The 16,431-nt window shown below is 54.0% G+C and carries 17 protein-coding genes; 10 read left to right on the top strand and 7 right to left on the bottom strand.

Translation table 11 applies throughout. The features are described from left to right. Positions 1–26: 26 nt before the first annotated feature. Together TRICHSKD4_RS01000 and TRICHSKD4_RS00995 are read left to right on the top strand one after the other, a co-directional pair. On the top strand, positions 27–395 hold the full coding sequence (locus TRICHSKD4_RS01000) for an MAPEG family protein (RefSeq protein WP_040615828.1): 369 nt from the start codon (positions 27–29) through the stop codon (positions 393–395). 11 nt (positions 396–406) lie between these two features. Next, a complete protein-coding gene (locus tag TRICHSKD4_RS00995) occupies positions 407–748 on the top strand; it encodes a TfoX/Sxy family protein (RefSeq protein WP_009758836.1) in 342 nt (113 codons plus the stop codon). A gap of 149 nt (positions 749–897) precedes the next feature. Here TRICHSKD4_RS00995 and TRICHSKD4_RS00990 read toward each other — a convergent pair whose 3' ends face one another. The 4 genes from TRICHSKD4_RS00990 to TRICHSKD4_RS00975 all read right to left on the bottom strand — a co-directional run bounded on the left by TRICHSKD4_RS00990 (position 898) and on the right by TRICHSKD4_RS00975 (position 4,755). Then, positions 898–2,037 carry a site-specific DNA-methyltransferase gene (locus tag TRICHSKD4_RS00990; RefSeq protein WP_040615827.1) on the bottom strand — a complete coding sequence of 380 codons (1,140 nt, stop codon included), beginning with the start codon at positions 2,035–2,037 and terminating at the stop codon, positions 898–900. A gap of 410 nt (positions 2,038–2,447) precedes the next feature. Next, entirely contained in the window at positions 2,448–3,086 is a 639-nt protein-coding gene (locus TRICHSKD4_RS00985) for a VOC family protein (protein WP_009758833.1), read from the bottom strand. 21 nt (positions 3,087–3,107) lie between these two features. Further along, positions 3,108–3,905 carry an amino acid ABC transporter permease gene (locus TRICHSKD4_RS00980; protein WP_009758832.1) on the bottom strand — a complete coding sequence of 266 codons (798 nt, stop codon included), beginning with the start codon at positions 3,903–3,905 and terminating at the stop codon, positions 3,108–3,110. A gap of 43 nt (positions 3,906–3,948) precedes the next feature. Continuing rightward, positions 3,949–4,755, bottom strand: a complete 807-nt coding sequence (locus tag TRICHSKD4_RS00975) for a transporter substrate-binding domain-containing protein (protein ID WP_009758831.1) — start codon at positions 4,753–4,755, stop codon at positions 3,949–3,951. Positions 4,756–5,035: 280 nt separating this feature from the next. On the opposite strand from TRICHSKD4_RS00975, the gene TRICHSKD4_RS00970 reads away from it, so the two are divergent. Then, positions 5,036–6,496: an AMP nucleosidase gene (locus tag TRICHSKD4_RS00970; RefSeq protein WP_371256656.1), complete on the top strand. Its 1,461-nt coding sequence runs from the start codon at positions 5,036–5,038 to the stop codon at positions 6,494–6,496. 81 nt (positions 6,497–6,577) lie between these two features. Here TRICHSKD4_RS00970 and bfr read toward each other — a convergent pair whose 3' ends face one another. From bfr to mutY, 3 genes are all read right to left on the bottom strand, one after another. Then, positions 6,578–7,063, bottom strand: coding sequence for a bacterioferritin (gene bfr, locus TRICHSKD4_RS00965; RefSeq protein ID WP_009758828.1), 486 nt, complete (start codon positions 7,061–7,063; stop codon positions 6,578–6,580). Between the two features lie 183 nt (positions 7,064–7,246). Further along, positions 7,247–7,729 (bottom strand): fasciclin domain-containing protein, encoded by a 483-nt coding sequence (locus TRICHSKD4_RS00960; RefSeq protein WP_009758827.1) that lies wholly within the window; start codon positions 7,727–7,729, stop codon positions 7,247–7,249. 197 nt (positions 7,730–7,926) lie between these two features. After that, entirely contained in the window at positions 7,927–8,997 is a 1,071-nt protein-coding gene (gene mutY / locus TRICHSKD4_RS00955) for an A/G-specific adenine glycosylase (RefSeq protein WP_040615912.1), read from the bottom strand. A gap of 196 nt (positions 8,998–9,193) precedes the next feature. Between mutY and TRICHSKD4_RS00950 the strand changes: the two genes are divergently transcribed. The 7 genes from TRICHSKD4_RS00950 (at position 9,194) to TRICHSKD4_RS00920 (ending at position 16,431) form a co-directional block, all read left to right on the top strand. Then, a complete protein-coding gene (locus tag TRICHSKD4_RS00950; protein WP_009758825.1) occupies positions 9,194–9,727 on the top strand; it encodes a DUF721 domain-containing protein in 534 nt (177 codons plus the stop codon). Positions 9,728–9,902: 175 nt separating this feature from the next. After that, positions 9,903–10,541, top strand: a complete 639-nt coding sequence (locus tag TRICHSKD4_RS00945; protein ID WP_009758823.1) for a thioredoxin domain-containing protein — start codon at positions 9,903–9,905, stop codon at positions 10,539–10,541. A gap of 90 nt (positions 10,542–10,631) precedes the next feature. Further along, a complete protein-coding gene (gene smc, locus TRICHSKD4_RS00940) occupies positions 10,632–14,090 on the top strand; it encodes a chromosome segregation protein SMC (protein WP_009758822.1) in 3,459 nt (1,152 codons plus the stop codon). Positions 14,091–14,297: 207 nt separating this feature from the next. After that, positions 14,298–14,696, top strand: a complete 399-nt coding sequence (locus TRICHSKD4_RS00935) for an AtpZ/AtpI family protein (protein WP_009758821.1) — start codon at positions 14,298–14,300, stop codon at positions 14,694–14,696. A 46-nt stretch (positions 14,697–14,742) separates the two neighbouring features. After that, entirely contained in the window at positions 14,743–15,492 is a 750-nt protein-coding gene (locus tag TRICHSKD4_RS00930) for a F0F1 ATP synthase subunit A (protein WP_009758820.1), read from the top strand. Between the two features lie 74 nt (positions 15,493–15,566). Then, positions 15,567–15,794 (top strand): F0F1 ATP synthase subunit C, encoded by a 228-nt coding sequence (locus TRICHSKD4_RS00925; protein ID WP_008191441.1) that lies wholly within the window; start codon positions 15,567–15,569, stop codon positions 15,792–15,794. A gap of 79 nt (positions 15,795–15,873) precedes the next feature. Then, on the top strand, positions 15,874–16,431 hold the full coding sequence (locus TRICHSKD4_RS00920) for a F0F1 ATP synthase subunit B (protein ID WP_009758819.1): 558 nt from the start codon (positions 15,874–15,876) through the stop codon (positions 16,429–16,431).

Below are 16,431 nucleotides of genomic sequence, written 5' to 3'. Positions count from 1 at the left end.
TGCTAGAGGAGCAACCCTGAATTGTCTTGCCAGTCACGTTTACATTTGTCAGTTGCTACGCCATCGTTCTGGTCTGTCTTACGGCATGGATTGGGCTTTACAGGGGAAAGACCAATACCCTTCGAGGGGAGGGGCAGGACCCAGTTCTATTCAAGCGTTCTCGGTTTTATGGCAATCTGATTGAAAATGGGCCTGCCATGGCACTGGTATTAGGGGCGAGTGAGGCGATGGGTTTGTCAGCAATCTGGCTTTGGATTGCGGTCTCCTCATTTGTCGCAGGACGCATCTTGTACTTTGTCCTTTACGATCAAAAAGTCCGAGCAGTTCCGATGATTATGACCCAGTTTCCGGCAGCTGCAATTGGTGTTTGGGTTATCCTGACCATTTGGTCGTGAGGGAGGTGCTGGTGGCCTATGATGAAGAATTGACCAACCGGTTTCGGGATTATGTCGATGGTCTGCCGGGTCTTTCTGAAAAACGCATGATGGGCGGTGTGTGTTTTCTCCTTCATGGCAACATGGTCGGCGGCGCCGATCGGTCAAAGGATGGCGAACCGCGTTTCATGTTCCGGGTTGGAAAGGAAAACGAAGATCGGGCGCTCTCGATGCCTGGCGGTGAACCCATGGTACAGGGAGGACGACGAATGACCGGTTTGTTTTTCGTCAACGCTGAAGACCATGACACGCTAGTGATCGAGGAGTGGGTTCGCCTTGCCGTCGCGCATGCAATGACCCTGCCAGCCAAATGAGCGGTTTCACTTCGCAAACGATATGATTTTTGTGCCGCTGGTAACGGCCTTGGAGGAGGTATTCGGCCAATCAAACTAAAAAGCCCCCGGCGTTTCGGCTGAAACATCCGGGGGCGAGACTTTCGCGGGGATCGCGAAGGCCGTCCTGCTTATGATTGCAGGCGGGATCGTAAATCCTGTCGAAGGCTGTCAATCGGTGTGCGGGTCTTGCCGGACCCCACATGCCAGAAGGTCCAACCATTGCAGGATTGCTGACCTTGCACCAGGGCTCCAACCTTATGAATGGAGCCGGTGTGGTTGCCGCATTTTAAAGAACCATCTGCACGAACCACGGCCAAATGCTGGCCCTTGGCACAGGAAAGCTCCGTGCCCGGTTTCATAAGGCCGGTTTCGAGCAAGCTGCCAAACGGAATGCGTTTCTCCGCCCGTTTTCCCTTTTGCATTTCAAGGGTTTCGGCATCCCCCGGGGTGATTGCTGCAAGGCGAGCTTCCGCATGGCGGATATAATCTTCCTCACGCTCTACACCGACATAGTTTCGGCCGAGTTTCTTGGCGACAGCACCCGTTGTGCCGGTGCCGAAGAAGGGATCAAGAACAACGTCGCCCGGTGTCGAGGACGCTGTCAAAACCCGGTAAAGCAGCGCTTCAGGCTTTTGTGTCGGGTGGACTTTCTGACCAGCCTCATCCTTCAGCCGCTCCCCGCCAGTACATAGCGGAAGCTGCCAATCAGAGCGCATCTGCAGATCGTCATTAAACGTTTTCAGGGCGTCATAGTTGAAGGTCGGCTTGGCGTCCTTCGACTTGGTTGCCCAGATAATCGTTTCATGCGCGTTGGTGAACCGTTTGCCCCGGAAATTCGGCATCGGATTGGACTTGAGCCAAATGATGTCGTTCATGATCCAGAAGCCGAGATCCTGAAGGATCGCGCCAACGCGAAAGATGTTGTGATAGGAGCCGATCACATAAAGAGAGCCGTCCGGCTTCATCACCCTGCGAACAGCCAAAAGCCAAGCGCGGGTAAAAGCATCATAGGCCTCAAAGCTTGCGAACTGATCCCAGTGATCGTCGCAGGCGTCGACCTTTGAATCGTCCGGTCGCATCAGATCCCCGCCCAACTGAAGATTGTAAGGGGGGTCGGCGAATACCAGGTCGACTGATTTTGACGGCAGTCTTTCCAGCGCGGAAACACAGTCTCCGCGGTGAATGGTGTTGAGCCAGGATGGTTCCGGGTTGGAACCTTGGGATTGAAGGGGTGCCGCGAAGGACACCCCAGTACGCTGTACACTCATTGCGACGCAAAACCTCACGCAATTTCGAGTGTCATGGTTACCGGGTTTGGTAAATCAGGAGTTAAGTGGGATTCAGAAAAGAGTCCTATGAATCAATGCTTTGTTTACCAAAGTAAAGCGATGACCTAACGGTATTCATAACTGGCTAACCAAAACTTGCAGAAAACAGCTGTTTTCCTTTGTCCGGTTATTCTTGGGAGGACTCCAAAGGTTAAGGGTATTTTCGAGCGTTGATTCAAAATTTTTCGCCTGTTTGGCATAATTTGCAATCAAAAGAAGAAAATTGAAGCTGTTCATACTTATTGAGTGGGCAGATTTTGCCGAGGTGATTCGAAAATCGCTCCGTCAAACAGCGGCCGTATCTCGATTTCGAAGCGCTGGGGCGGCGTATGACAGCCTCTTCCCAACGTCTAAAACAGCGTTTTTAAATCACCGGACGTGTCTATATGTGCCGTGTACTTGAGGCGAGGACCCGCAGAAATCACTGGCGGGCGATCAACGGAAAGCGCGGCATATCGTTTGCCAATGTCTAATGGCTCAGCATGCTGCATCGCGAAGTTGACCAACCGCGCGCCCAGGTCAGGAATTTCCGCCATGGAGGTCGGCACACCACAATGATCGATTAGTGAAGGAAGCGAACCGTCAAGGGGAAGAGAGCCGTCCTCCGGTATAGCGAATTTGAATTCCGATTTGTCCGGAGGGAGAGGCACTGCTTCGCCGAACAGGCCTAGGAAATGCATCAAGAAGCGTTCTAGACCATCAACATTGGCAACCCACCCCCGCAATCGGAAACCTTCTTCCCAATCCCTTCTGACTTGTTTCTGATTATCCAGACCAAACCAGCGTGCCCGGCCAGGAGTTATACCGTCTGGATCAAGCGCCACGATCTCCAGATAGACATTCGCGCCAAGCTGGAGCCGATGATTATAGGTACCCATATATTCATGGTGTGTACCGAAAGGAACATTCAGGTCGAGGCAGTTTTGGACGTGGGTGACACCTTCTGCCAATGTTGGAGCAATGACAGTTAAATGATCCAGCTTCAACATATGCAACCCTCCCTTAATCACCTAGCGCTCTTCGATCCGTGTCTTGCGTTCGAACTTTCTGAGAGCAAGAGACAAGGTGACGGTCATCGTGAGATAGATGAAGGCGACGACATTATAAGTCTCGAAAAACCGGAATGATCCGGCTGCATAGACTTTGCCCAGCTGGGTGATATCGGCAACACCCAGAACCGAAACCAAGGAGCTGTCCTTGATCATCGCGACGAAGTCATTGCCCAGTGGGGGCAGGATCGTGCGAAGAGCTTGAGGGAATACGATCAGTCGAAAGCGCAGCCACCCGCTCATGCCAAGCGCCTTGGCTGCTTCAATCTGACCTTTGTCGACGGCCTGAATGCCGGCGCGGAAGACCTCGGCAATGAAGGCTGAATATCCGATGGTGAGCGCGAGAATGGCTCGCCAGATCAGCGGAAAGTCGCGCGTCCGCAGCGGATCCATCCCCAGCGGTTCGATAATGGCATTGATGAGCGCGATGACCAGCGGGGCTGCCACAAAAGCGATATAGAGCAGCAAAACGAGTATCGGCAGGCCGCGGACCACTTCAATATAGAACCGGGCAACCTGACGAACTGCGAGGAAGCGGGACAGTGAGGCAACCGCGAGAACCAGCCCAAGCGCCGAGGCGAGTGAAAACCCCACCAGGGTCACAAAAATGGTGATGCCGGCACCCTTGGCGACAATGGCGAACACCTGACCATAGATATCGTTGGAATAGGCGTAGGCTGCGAACCCAAGGCCAAGAAGGCTCAAGGCGAGAAGCCAATAGGGGAAATCGGTATCGGAGGAAGAATTGGGTTGAGCCATGAAATGTAAAGCCCCGCCTTAGGAAAGGCGGGGCTCTTTGTCCTTATTGACCAAGCTTGTAGTCGAGGAACCACTTTTTGTTCAGGGCATCAATCGTACCGTCTTCTTTCATGGAGGCGATTGCAGCATTGATTGGTGCGACCATGTCGGACCCCTTCGGGAAAATGAAGCCGAAGTCTTCGCTCCCTAATGGATCGCCGATGAGCTTGAACGTATCCGGATTTGCTGTGACATAGCCTTGGCCGGCGGTTCCGTCGGTAAGCACGAGATCGACATCGCCTGCACGCAGCGCCTGAACCGACGCACCAAAGGTCTCAAACAATTTGATGCGCGAGTTGGCTTCGTTGCCATCAAGCACTTCATAAACTGCAACATAGAATGGCGTTGTTCCCGGCTGTGCGCCGACCAACAGGTCATCATTTGCCGCAAAGCTCTTCGCATCGGTGAACCGGTCTTCCTTGGCGCCGACGAGCATGAACATTTCCGAGCGCATATAGGCGTCAGAGAAGTCCACCTTCTCCTTACGATCATCACGGATGGTGATGCCAGTCATGCCAACTTCATACTGGCCTTCGGAAACAGCTGGGATCATGGCATCCCAGCTGACATTCTCATAGGCCACGGTCATGTTCAAACGCTTGGCGATTTCCGCCATGGCATCATATTCCCAGCCAATGGCGTTGCCGCTCTTCGGGTCGATGAACTGAAGAGGCGGATATGCATTTTCCGTCACAACAACAACTTCGCGTCCCTCAAGATCAGGCAGTTCGGCAGCCTGAGATTTAGCGCCAAGGGCGATTACGCCAATGGCAAAACTGGCGGCTTGTAAAAACGGCGTGAAGCGTGTCATCGATTTCTCCAGAATTCACGGATGGGGAACCGCGGAAAGACAATGCATCTGCAGTACTCCATTGCCCGGGTTGTTTCAATCAAGTTGGGCAGGACAAAAAATGCGGAGATCAATCTGAAAAAGTTTTCGAATTGTGAAAAAAACTTCAAAAAATGTTACTAACCATATTGACGCGACGTCTCAGGCCTCCGATTGTGTTCGGTTAACAACAACAATAAGGAGAAACACATTGCTTGATCATACATCTGTATTGAATGGCCAGTCCGTTCGCCCGGTAAAATTGGCACCCGCACATCCGCTTGAAGCTTTTACGGATGCGTCAGCTGCGGTTGATAGCCTGATCGAGATCTTTGAGGCCAACACTGCATTTTTAAGGAACGCCTTTCAGGACCTTCTTGAGGGAAAGGAAATGGAAGGGCGTGTCCGCGCGTATTATCCGCAGGTTCACATTGTCACCGATAGTCACGTTCGTCTCGATAGTCGCCTATCCTATGGCTTCGTTTCAGGCCCCGGAGCCCATGGAACCACGATCACACGACCGGACCTTTTTAAACATTATCTGGAAACGCAGATTTCGCTCCTGATGAAGAACCACGATGTGCCGGTTCACGTCGGTGACAGCGACATGGCGATCCCGCTTCATTTTGCGTTTTACGATGGCACCCATGTCGAAGGTGGTGCAGCAGCCGCCAAGTTGGATCGCCCACTAGCTGATACGTTTGATCTTCCTGATCTTTCGGTTATGGATGACGCCATTGCGAACGGAACCTATGAGCCGCCGAACGGTGTGATGCCGCTGGCATCCTTCACCGCACCGCGGGTGGACTATTCCCTACATCGTCTGCAGCACTACACGGCCACAGCTGCAGAGCATTATCAAAATTATGTTTTGTTCACGAACTATCAGTTCTATATCGACGAGTTCTGCCGCATGTCCTACGAGCTGCTGGCAGACCCAGATAGCGGCTATGAGGCGTTTGTCGAACCGGGGAATCTGGTGACGCTTGCAGGAGAGACAGAACCCAGCTCCGGGGCCGCGCCCGCAAAACTGCCGCAAATGCCAGCCTACCATTTGAAGCGCAAGGGGCAGTGCGGCATCACCATGGTGAACATTGGTGTTGGGCCTTCCAATGCCAAAACAATCACAGACCATATCGCTGTGCTGCGGCCTCACGCGTGGCTGATGCTTGGTCACTGCGCCGGACTTCGGAACAGTCAGACCCTTGGTGACTACGTTTTGGCACACGGTTATGTCCGTGAGGACAACGTTCTCAATCAGGACCTGCCGACATGGGTGCCCATTCCGCCACTTGCAGAGGTTCAAGTGGCCATGGAAGAGGCAGTCGCCGAGATCACCGGATATGACGGCTATGAACTCAAAAGTGTCATGCGGACAGGAACCGTAGCCTCAATAGACAACCGCAACTGGGAACTTTGGGATCAAAAAGGATTGGTGCAACGCTTTTCGCAATCGCGTGCGATTGCCCTGGACATGGAGTCGGCCACCATCGCTGCAAACGGTTTCCGTTTCCGGGTGCCTTATGGAACCCTGCTGTGCGTTTCAGACAAGCCACTACATGGCGAACTGAAGCTGCCGGGAATGGCGACCGATTTCTATAAGACTCAGGTGGCGCAGCATCTGAAGATCGGGTTGCGGGCTCTGGAAAAACTGCGGGAGATGCCAAGCGATAGATTGCATTCGCGCAAGCTCAGAAGTTTCGCGGAAACTGCTTTCCAGTAATCCTCAGATAGCAGGCAAAACAAAAAACGCACGGCCAGCCAGCCGTGCGTTTTCTTTTTCAAGCAGTATATCAGATCGGGCTTATTCAGCCTCGTCCGCCGGGTGTGCGTTCAGGAGACCGTAGCGCTCTTCGCCAATGTTGTTGAGCAGCTCCAGCTGGGTTTCCAGAAAGTCGATATGACCTTCTTCGTCCTTGAGGAGTTCTTCAAAGATCGCCATGGAGACATAATCGCCTTCGTCGCGGCAGACATCACGGGACTTTTTATAGGAGGTCCGTGCCTCATATTCACCCGCCAGATCGGCTTCCAGGACTTCCTTGATGTTCTGGCCGATTTTGAGCGGTGCCACCTTCTGCATGTTTGGGTGGCCTTCGAGGAAGATAATGCGATCCACCAGCTTGTCGGCGTGCTGCATTTCCTCGATGGATTCTTCGCGCTCTTTCTTGGCTAGGCGTGTGTAGCCCCAATCAGCGCAGAGGCGATAATGGAGCCAATATTGGTTGATGGCTCCAAGCTCCAAAAACAGAGCTTCATTCAAGCGTTCAATTACTTTTTCACTACCCTTCATGGCACAGTGCCTCCGGCTGTATGATTTTACGTGCGCACATTAGAATGATTCTAGATTCATTGATAGTGCGAAATATTGTCACCGAAAAAATTACTAATCACATTTTTGTGGCACCTGCCGCAAGGGCGACAGGTGCTTGTGTTTGGTCAGTTAAGCGATGGCAAACAAGTGCCATTGCGGAATTCAGGACTGAGGCAGAATTACAGTATCGATAACGTGAATCACACCATTGCTGGCTTCGACATCGGCAGAAACAACAGTCGCATTGTTGATTTTTACCCCGTCTGTTGCGTCGACGGAAATGTTGCTTCCTTCAACGGTTGCGACTTCGGCAGTCTTACCAGCGATATCAGAGGACATCACTTTGCCCGGTACAACATGGTAAGTCAGGATGCGAACAAGCTGATCCTTGTTTTCTGGCTTCAAGAGATCCTCAACGGTTCCGTCCGGCAGCTTGGCAAAAGCTTCGTCGGTTGGGGCAAATACCGTGAATGGGCCGTCACCCTTTAATGTGTCTACCAGCCCGGCAGCTTGGGCTGCCGCGACCAGTGTTTTAAAGGAGGCGGCACCAACGGCAGTGTCCACGATGTCTTTCTGAGACGCTTGCGCAGCGCTGAAAGGCAGAACGAGAAGGAGAACTGCGACGAATTTCTTCAAGATTTGCATGTGAAACTCCCTGATAACGGATGCAAGACAAGGTGTTCGAAGAAATCATCTTCGAGTGCGAAAAGGTTAGGTTGTCTTGCTGAGGAAGCTTACGGAGTTCTACTCAAGGTAGATCTTGCAGTGGAGCTAAATTAATAAAAATTAATTTATGATCCAAAGGGTGTATTTTGCGTAAGGGCGCTCTGGTTGAGCTGCTGTCAGGAAAACTCAAAGGCATTCGAGATGATTTTCTTCATGACTGTTGGCAACGCTTCTTCGTCAATTTCATTTTGCGCCGACCACCACTGTCCGGGTCCCGGAACAAAGTCATCTGTCGCTTCGGCGACTAGAACTTCTACGTCCAGATGAAAATGAGTAAAAGTGTGACGGACGATCCCCGGTGTCTTCCGCCAAGGCCTTACCGCAGGAGCGTTCTCAAAATTCTGTTTTTCCAAGCGGCTCTCGCTCCACTCGGTTCCGGGGACTTCGCTCATTCCCCCCAAAAGGCCTTTGGGAGGACGTCTTTGCAGAAGAACTGCGCCGTTCTTGGGGTGTCTCAAGACATAAGCAAAGCCGTACCGTGTTGGCTTGGTCTTCTTCGGTGCTTTTCGCGGCAATGTTTCGGCAGTGCCCGATTGTCGGGCCTTGCAATTGTTCATCCATGGACAAAGGGCACAGGCCGGGCGTTTGGGAGTGCAGATTGTCGCGCCAATATCCATCACCGCTTGGGCAAAATCACCCGGCCGGTCGGAGGGCGTCAGCCGGGCCATCTCGGCCTTTATCGGAACTTTTGCAGCTGGAAGCTGCTCGGTGATTTCGAAATAGCGGCTGAGGACCCGCTCAACATTGCCATCTACAACCGCCGCTCTTTGATCAAAAGCAATGGCTGCGATCGCGGCGGCTGTGTAAGGCCCAATCCCCGGCAGCTTTAAGAGCTCGGCTTCAGTGGATGGAAACTGTCCCTCATGCTCGCTTGCGACAACTTCTGCGCACTTCTTCAAATTGCGAGCTCGGGAGTAGTAGCCCAATCCGGCCCACGCCTTCATGACGTCTTCCTCAGTAGCGGCCGCCAGATCAGAAACAGTCGGCCACAGCCGAACAAATTTCAGAAAGTACTCCTTGACCGCAGCAACAGTGGTCTGTTGCAGCATGACCTCTGATAGCCACACTTGATAAGGATCAGGTATGACCCCGACCGCGCGATCTGATGGCGAGACACGCCATGGTAAATCTCGTGCGTGATGGTCATACCAGGTGAGGAGAGAGTGGGTTTCTTGAGCGTCTGACATTGCTCCAAACCTGTGTTTATTGCGGCCAGATTCAAGCAACAAATGCCAATATCTGGGGAAAAATAGGGGAAAAGGCGGGTACAGCTTGTGCCCAAAGGGTGGAGACTTGCTTTTGTCGCAATCCGGAAAGAGTCTTTGTCACAAAGACTACGCTTAAATTTGCGAAACAACTTTTTGCAAAACCGAAGGTGCAGCTTTGACACCGAATGCAAATCGCAAGGGGCCGCGTTCAAAGAACGCACGTAACCTCGCCGACCTCGTTGGCGATGCGGTTTCTGCTGTCTGCAAGAAGCGGGGCTTTGCCTCAGCCGATCTCATCGCTGCCTGGCCAGATATTGCAGGTGGCAGATATGCTGAGCGCGTTCAACCAGTGCGGTTGATTTGGCCGCGGCAGAACGAGATGGATGCGATTGAGGCATCTGGCGATATCCCTTCGGCAACCCTTCTTGTTTATACAGATGGGGCCACAGCAATGATGCTAAGCCACGAGACCGGTCAGATCATTTCGCGCATCAACACGTTCTTTGGCTGGGCTGCCGTGTCCAGAATCAAGATCGTGCAAAAGCCGGTCGCACGTCCGCAAGATGAGCAGCGCCCGAAACTGCGCGAGCTGACACAGGATGAGCAGCAATCCCTCGATAGCAAATTGGCCGACGTTGAAAATGATCGCTTGAAAGCCGCTCTCAAAAAGCTGGGCGCGCAGGTAATTGCGCGAAAAACAGCCAATTAGGGGGCTGTTCTGATCCTAGCTGAGGCAGACACCGCCAATGGTCACCATTGTTTGATGAACGCAGCCTCCCACATACCGCCATATTTTGCGCTATTGGTTGACGGTGAGACGTTTAAGGGGCAAATCCCTTCCCAAGCCGCATCGGCAAAACCAACGCATGACAGGAACCTGACACGTGACCGTATCCCGTAGAACGTTTTTGAAAACCTCTGCTGCCATGACCGCCGCTGCCGGGCTAGTCGGAGCGCCTGCACTGGCGTTCGCCGAGAGCGTGGACATTGATGAGCTGCTGACACCGGGCCCGCTGGGCGACAAGGTCCTTGGCAGTGAAGATGCGCCGGTCACGATCGTGGAGTATGCCTCCATGACTTGCGGTCATTGTGCCAACTTTCACAAGCGCACCTATCCGGAGCTCAAGAAGCAATATATTGAGACCGGAAAAGTGAAGTTCATCTTCCGTGAATTCCCGCTCGACCCTGTGGCCGCTGCCGCCTTCATGCTGGCCCGTTCTGCTCCGGCGGACAAATATTTCGACATCATCGACACCATGTTCGAAAACCAGAGCACATGGGCGTTCAGCGACAATCCCTATAGTTCACTGCTGAATTTTTCCAAGCAGATCGGATTTACACAGGAGTCTTTCGAGGAAGCCTTGAAAAACCAGAAGCTTCTTGACGCAATAAACGCAGTACGGGAACGCGGCTCCAACGAATTCAAGGTAGGCTCGACCCCGACATTCTTTGTTAATGGCGAGAAGCACGCAGGAGCCCTGCCTTTTGATCAAATGTCCGAACTCATCGACGCCGAACTATAAGGCTTTGACCTGCTGCAACTGCAGCGGCCAGATGAGTTTTCGTGACATGGTTATTATATCGGCGCGTCCAGCCAGAGGCAGGGCGCGCCGATGAAGTTTTCAAAGCTCCGTGTTGTCGGGTTCAAATCTTTTGTCGAGCCGATGGAGTTCATCATCGGCGACGGTTTGACCGGGGTTGTCGGGCCGAATGGCTGTGGCAAGTCCAACCTGGTGGAAGCCCTGCGTTGGGTGATGGGAGAAAACTCCTACAAAAACATGCGCGCGTCCGGCATGGACGACGTGATTTTTTCAGGAAGTCTCAATCGTCCGGCTCGCAACACTGCCGAAGTCACCCTGTTTCTCGAAAACAACGACCGCACCGCACCACAAGCGTTTAACGAAGCCGACATTCTGGAAGTCAGTCGCCGAATTGAGCGGGAGTCGGGGTCCAACTACAAGATAAACGCCAAGGATGTGCGTGCACGAGATGTGCAGCTTCTGTTTGCCGATGCCTCCACGGGCGCTCGATCCCCGGCGATGGTCCGGCAAGGTCAGATCGGTGAGCTGATTTCTGCAAAACCGACCTCTCGCCGGAAAATTCTGGAAGAGGCTGCCGGCATTTCCGGTCTTCACTCCCGCCGACATGAAGCCGAGATTCGCTTGCGCGGGGCTGAGCAAAATCTGGAACGGCTCGAGGATGTGCTTGTTCAAATTGATGGTCAGCTCGACAGCCTGAAACGCCAATCCAGACAGGCAACCCGGTATCGAAATCTCTCTTCTGAGATCAGAAGTGCGGAAGCCGGTATCCTTTATTTGCGCTGGGCAGATGCGCGCGATGCGCTTGAAAGTGCTCAAAGTCAGTTTTATGAAGCGCAAAAGGCGGTGAACGAGGCAACCGCAGTTCAAGCTGAAACGGCTCGCGTTCAAGCGATTGCTTCGCACAAGCTGCCCGAACTTCGCGACAATGCGGCAAAGGCTGCAGCGGCCTTGCAGCGGCTGGTTCTTGCCCGAAACGATCTGGATTCGGAAGAGCGCCGCATCAAGGAGCGCCTGCAGGATATTGACCGGCGTCTTGCGCAGCTGGCTGAAGACATCACCCGCGAAGAGCGGATGGTCAGCGAAAATGACGAGGTGCTTGAACGCTTGGCCGAAGAACGGGCTGAACTTCTGGAAGAAAACGAGACTTTTCTGGAGCGAACGGAAACGGCGCGCGAAAAGGTTGCAGGCGCTGAAGAAGCTGTGGGCGAGCTGGAAAGCAGCTTGTCGGACAAGACCGCGTCGCAAGCTCGAGCTGTGGCCGAGCGTCGCCAGCTTGAGCGCACGGTCGCAGATGCACGCCAGCGCGCTGAACGCCTTTCCGGGCAAGCTTCAGATGCTGAAAACGTCTTGAACGCACTGAACACCGAGCTGGATCAGGTCGACGGAGTTGCAGAGCGCCGGGAAGCATTGGAGCTGGCCGAAGAAACCCTGACTGAGTTTGAGCTGGCTGTTGAGACGTCAGAAGAACAGACCGCAAGCGCGCGCGATGAGGAGCAGGTCGCCCGCGAAGCACTCAGCGCAGTGGAGCGGTCCTTCTCGAGCCTTGAGACGGAGGCCCGGACCCTTGAGAGCATCCTGTCTGCTGTAAGCAGCTCCGATTGGCCGCCATTGGTGGAGGCAATGAAGGTTGCACCGGGGTATGAGACGGCCCTCGGCGCCGCTCTCGGAGAAGATCTGGAAGCGCCAGACAATGAAGACGCACCAGTTTATTGGGGCGGTGTGCTTGTATTGAAGGACGATCCGTCCTTGCCCGCTGGCGTGCAGGCCTTGTCCGAGGTGGTGGAGGCTCCTTCCAAACTGGCTCGGCGGCTGGCGCAAATCGGGCTGGTGGATAAGGAAACGGGGGCAGAACTTCAAAAACAACTAAAGCCCGGACAAAGACTGGTCTCCCGTGACGGCGACCTCTGGCGCTGGGATGGTTTTGTGATACGCGCCGATGCTCCAACGCCGGCAGCACAGCGCTTGGCACAGAAGAATCGATTGGCTGAACTGCACGACCAGATGGATGAGGTGTGTGGGTCAGTTGATGAAAAACAACAGCTCATGGAACAAGCCGCAGCGACTGTTCGGCAAGCCGTAGAGCAGGAGCAAGCTGCGCGAGGCCGCGTCCGCGATGCACAGCGGACTGTTTCGGCTGCCCGTGAAGCTTTGACGCAGGCCGAACGGGCTCTGTCTCAATTGGCTGCAAAAAAGGTCAGCGCAGAAGAGCGGCTTGACCAACTCAAAGAGCAGGCAGCTGAAGCTCGGGAGTTTCAGCTGGAGGCGGAAGAGCAGTTGGAGAGTGCGCCCGACATGTCGGGGCTGGCCGAAGAAATCGCAAAACTACAGCAAGATGTTGCCGCCGCACGCATGGCGCTGGCCGAAGCGCGGGCTGTGGCTGAAGGGCTGGCACGCGAGCAGCAGATGCGTGATCGGCGCCTGGAAGCAATTGCGCGCGAGCATGACAGCTGGCGCACACGGGCCTCCAATGCGGCTGAGCAAATCGAAACGCTGGTTGCGCGCCGTGAAGAAGCTGCCGAAGAGCGGGAAGAGCTGATCGAAGCACCGGAAGAAATTGAACTGAAGCGCCGGGACTTGTTCTCCGCCATTTCAAAAGCGGAAGAGGAAAAGAAACAAAAGGACGATGAACTACAACAGGCTGAACTGGATCAGTCTGATGTTGATCGTCTGGCGAAAGACGCATTGGAGGGTTTGTCCGGTGCGCGGGAACAAAAGATTCGGGCCGAAGAGCGCCTGGAAGCTGCGCGTGAACGCAAATCCAATCTGGAACGGCGGATAACTGAAGACCTTGAAGTTGCCGTTTCCTCCCTGCCGGAAATGGTGGGCTTGAAGGAGGGGGCACCGCTGCCGGATGCAGATGCGCTCGAAAAGAGGCTTGATCGATTGAAGGCGGAACGCGAACGTCTTGGCGGCGTGAACCTGCGCGCCGAAGAAGAGCTGAAGGAAATTGACGAGCAGAAAACGACGCTGACCAGTGAGCGTGACGACCTGATTGAGGCTATCAAGCGACTCAGGACCGGGATCTCCAATCTCAATCGGGAGGCACGCGAACGGCTACTGGCCTCGTTCAATGTCGTGAATGATCACTTCCAGCGCCTTTTCACCCATTTGTTTGGCGGTGGCATGGCTGAACTGCAGCTGGTTGATTCGGATGATCCGCTTGATGCGGGGTTGGAAATTATTGCCCGCCCGCCCGGTAAAAAGCCTCAGACGATGACGCTTTTGTCCGGTGGTGAGCAGGCACTAACGGCCATGGCGCTCATTTTCGCGGTCTTTTTGACTAATCCAGCACCTATTTGCGTACTTGATGAGGTCGACGCGCCGCTCGATGATGCCAATGTGGAACGCTATTGCGATCTCTTGGACGAAATGTCGCGGCGGACTGATACCCGTTTTGTTGTCATCACGCATAACCCGATCACCATGGCACGAATGAATCGCTTGTTCGGTGTAACCATGGCTGAAAGAGGGGTCTCTCAGCTCGTTTCGGTTGATCTGGAGACCGCGGAACGATTCCGCGAAACGGCCTAGAATGCACGCTTCCGCTGGGTAGGAAGTGCAAAGCCTATGCGACTATGGTCTCTCGCAGTCGTTGAAAAGTCGAATAATTCAATAAAATCAATAATGTAAGAACTTATTACCCCTTCTTGACAGGGGCAAGGGTGCCGACTATGGTGCGCGCGGCTTACGGGGGCATTACCGGCTGCCGAAACTGACACGACAACCGGTGCGAGGGGCATGATGACCGGCTCTGCACAAAATGGTGGCGGATCAGAAAACGGACGGCAAACCTCCGAAGCGGAACTGTCTGAACGGCGGGACCGGTTAAACCAGTTGCTGGCAACGCGGGATGAAGCAGAGCAGTCTGCCAAAACCGCAGAGAGCGGCAACAAGTCCGGATACGCTCAGGCAATGAAGCTCTCGTCAGAGTTCATTGCCGGGATCGTAACCGGAATTGGTATTGGCTGGATCCTGGATCAGTGGCTTGGGACGACACCTTTTGGGCTAATCGTCTTTTTGTTGCTGGGATTTGCAGCAGGGGTCTTGAATGTTCTGCGCTCGGCGGGGTATGTCGCTGAACCAGAAGCAAGCCTCAATCGCAAAAGGCCGGATGATGGCAGCTCTGAAAAGAATTGAACGCGCATATCGCGCATAGGCATGTACAAACGAAGAAGGCTGACCGGTGGCGAACGATCCGATCCATCAGTTCCAGATCCAGAAGATTTTCCCGATTGAAGTCGGGGGTATGGACCTCTCTTTCACCAACTCTTCGTTGTTCATGGTGCTGACCGTAGCATCCGCAGCGGCTTTCCTGATTTTCACGACCAGCGGTCGCGGCCTTATTCCGGGTCGGATGCAGTCAGTTTCTGAAATGGCCTATGAATTCGTAGCGGGAATGCTGCGAAGTTCAGCTGGTACGGAAGGCATGCGCTTCTTCCCGCTGGTATTCTCGCTCTTCATGTTCGTCCTCGTTGCGAACCTTCTCGGCATGTTCCCGTACTTCTTCACGGTAACCAGCCACATCATTGTGACCTTCGCACTCGCGATGCTCGTTATTGGAACAGTAACGATCTACGGTCTGATGCGTCACGGAACAAAGTTCTTCCACCTCTTCGCGCCGTCCGGGGTTCCGCCGGTTCTCCTGTTGATCGTTGCGCCGATTGAAGTGGTGTCCTTTATATCCCGTCCGATCAGCCTTTCAGTTCGTCTCTTTGCGAACATGCTGGCTGGTCACATCACCTTGAAAGTTTTCGCCGGGTTTATCGTCTCCATGGGTGCTGCTGGTGGCTTGTCCGCTGTCGGCGCAATCCTGCCGCTGGGCATGACGGTCGCACTGACCGCTCTGGAGTTCCTGGTCGCGTTCCTGCAAGCCTACGTCTTCACAGTCCTGACTTGCATGTATCTGAACGACGCCCTTCACCCGTCGCACTAAGTTTCACTCATCAGGCGGTAGCATGAAGCTGCCGCATGAAACCTCTGCATAAACACTACGTAGGAGCACGTGTCATGGAAGCAGAAGCAGCAAAATACATCGGCGCTGGTATCGCATGCCTCGGCATGGGTGGTGCAGCAATCGCACTCGGCACCATCTTCGGTAACTACCTGAATGGCGCTCTGCGCAACCCGACTGCCGCTGACGGTCAGTTCGGTCGTCTGGTTTTCGGCTTCGCCGTTACAGAAGCTCTCGGCATCTTCTCGCTGCTGATCGCACTTCTCCTTCTCTTCGCTGTCTAATTCTCTGGATTTCTAGAGACTTTTGACGCGACTCCGAGGGCGGCAAGACTGCCGCCCAATCGGACTTTGGAGATAGGACATGGCAGGCGACACCCAATCCAACGCCGAACTCAACACGGAACTGCATATTCCGGCTGAAGAACATGGCGCGGGTTTCCCGCCGTTCGACAGCTCGACCTATGCGTCGCAGATCCTGTGGCTTGCGCTGACCTTTGGCGTTTTCTACTGGATCATGAAGAATGTGGCCGTTCCGCGGATCGCTGGCATTCTTGAAGATCGTAAGGATCGCATCGCAGGTGACCTTGCAGAAGCCAACCGGCTGAAGCAGGAAACCGATGAAGCGATTGCAGCTTACGAGCAGGCGCTCGCAGAAGCCCGTGCAAAGGCACATGGCATCGCAAGCGAAACTCGCGAAAAGCTTAAAGCCGAACAGGATGCTCGCCGCGAAAAGGCGGAAGCCGAGCTGTCCGAAAAGCTTGCTCAGGCTGAAAAGCACATTGCAGGCGTGAAATCAGAGGCCCTTGGCCAGATCGAGGAAATTGCCGGTGATACCACTTCAGCGCTTGTCGAAGCGTTGATGGGTAAGGCTCCGACAAAGACCGATCTGACAAAAGCCCTCAAGTCGGCGATGAATTGA

This window comes from Roseibium sp. TrichSKD4, assembly GCF_000148725.1.
Taxonomy (GTDB): domain Bacteria; phylum Pseudomonadota; class Alphaproteobacteria; order Rhizobiales; family Stappiaceae; genus Roseibium.
Note: the sequence above shows the minus strand (reverse complement) of the source record. Positions and strands in the feature narration are given on the sequence as shown.

Coding starts and splice junctions, on each gene's coding strand:
- TRICHSKD4_RS00990 (WP_040615827.1), bottom strand. CDS start 2,037: ATGAGTGTACAGCGTACTGGGGTGTCCTTCGCGGCACCCCTTCAATCC.
- TRICHSKD4_RS00985 (WP_009758833.1), bottom strand. CDS start 3,086: ATGTTGAAGCTGGATCATTTAACTGTCATTGCTCCAACATTGGCAGAA.
- TRICHSKD4_RS00980 (WP_009758832.1), bottom strand. CDS start 3,905: ATGGCTCAACCCAATTCTTCCTCCGATACCGATTTCCCCTATTGGCTT.
- TRICHSKD4_RS00975 (WP_009758831.1), bottom strand. CDS start 4,755: ATGACACGCTTCACGCCGTTTTTACAAGCCGCCAGTTTTGCCATTGGC.
- bfr (WP_009758828.1), bottom strand. CDS start 7,063: ATGAAGGGTAGTGAAAAAGTAATTGAACGCTTGAATGAAGCTCTGTTT.
- TRICHSKD4_RS00960 (WP_009758827.1), bottom strand. CDS start 7,729: ATGCAAATCTTGAAGAAATTCGTCGCAGTTCTCCTTCTCGTTCTGCCT.
- mutY (WP_040615912.1), bottom strand. CDS start 8,997: ATGTCAGACGCTCAAGAAACCCACTCTCTCCTCACCTGGTATGACCAT.
- smc (WP_009758822.1), top strand. CDS start 10,632: ATGAAGTTTTCAAAGCTCCGTGTTGTCGGGTTCAAATCTTTTGTCGAG.
- TRICHSKD4_RS00935 (WP_009758821.1), top strand. CDS start 14,298: ATGATGACCGGCTCTGCACAAAATGGTGGCGGATCAGAAAACGGACGG.
- TRICHSKD4_RS00925 (WP_008191441.1), top strand. CDS start 15,567: ATGGAAGCAGAAGCAGCAAAATACATCGGCGCTGGTATCGCATGCCTC.
- TRICHSKD4_RS00920 (WP_009758819.1), top strand. CDS start 15,874: ATGGCAGGCGACACCCAATCCAACGCCGAACTCAACACGGAACTGCAT.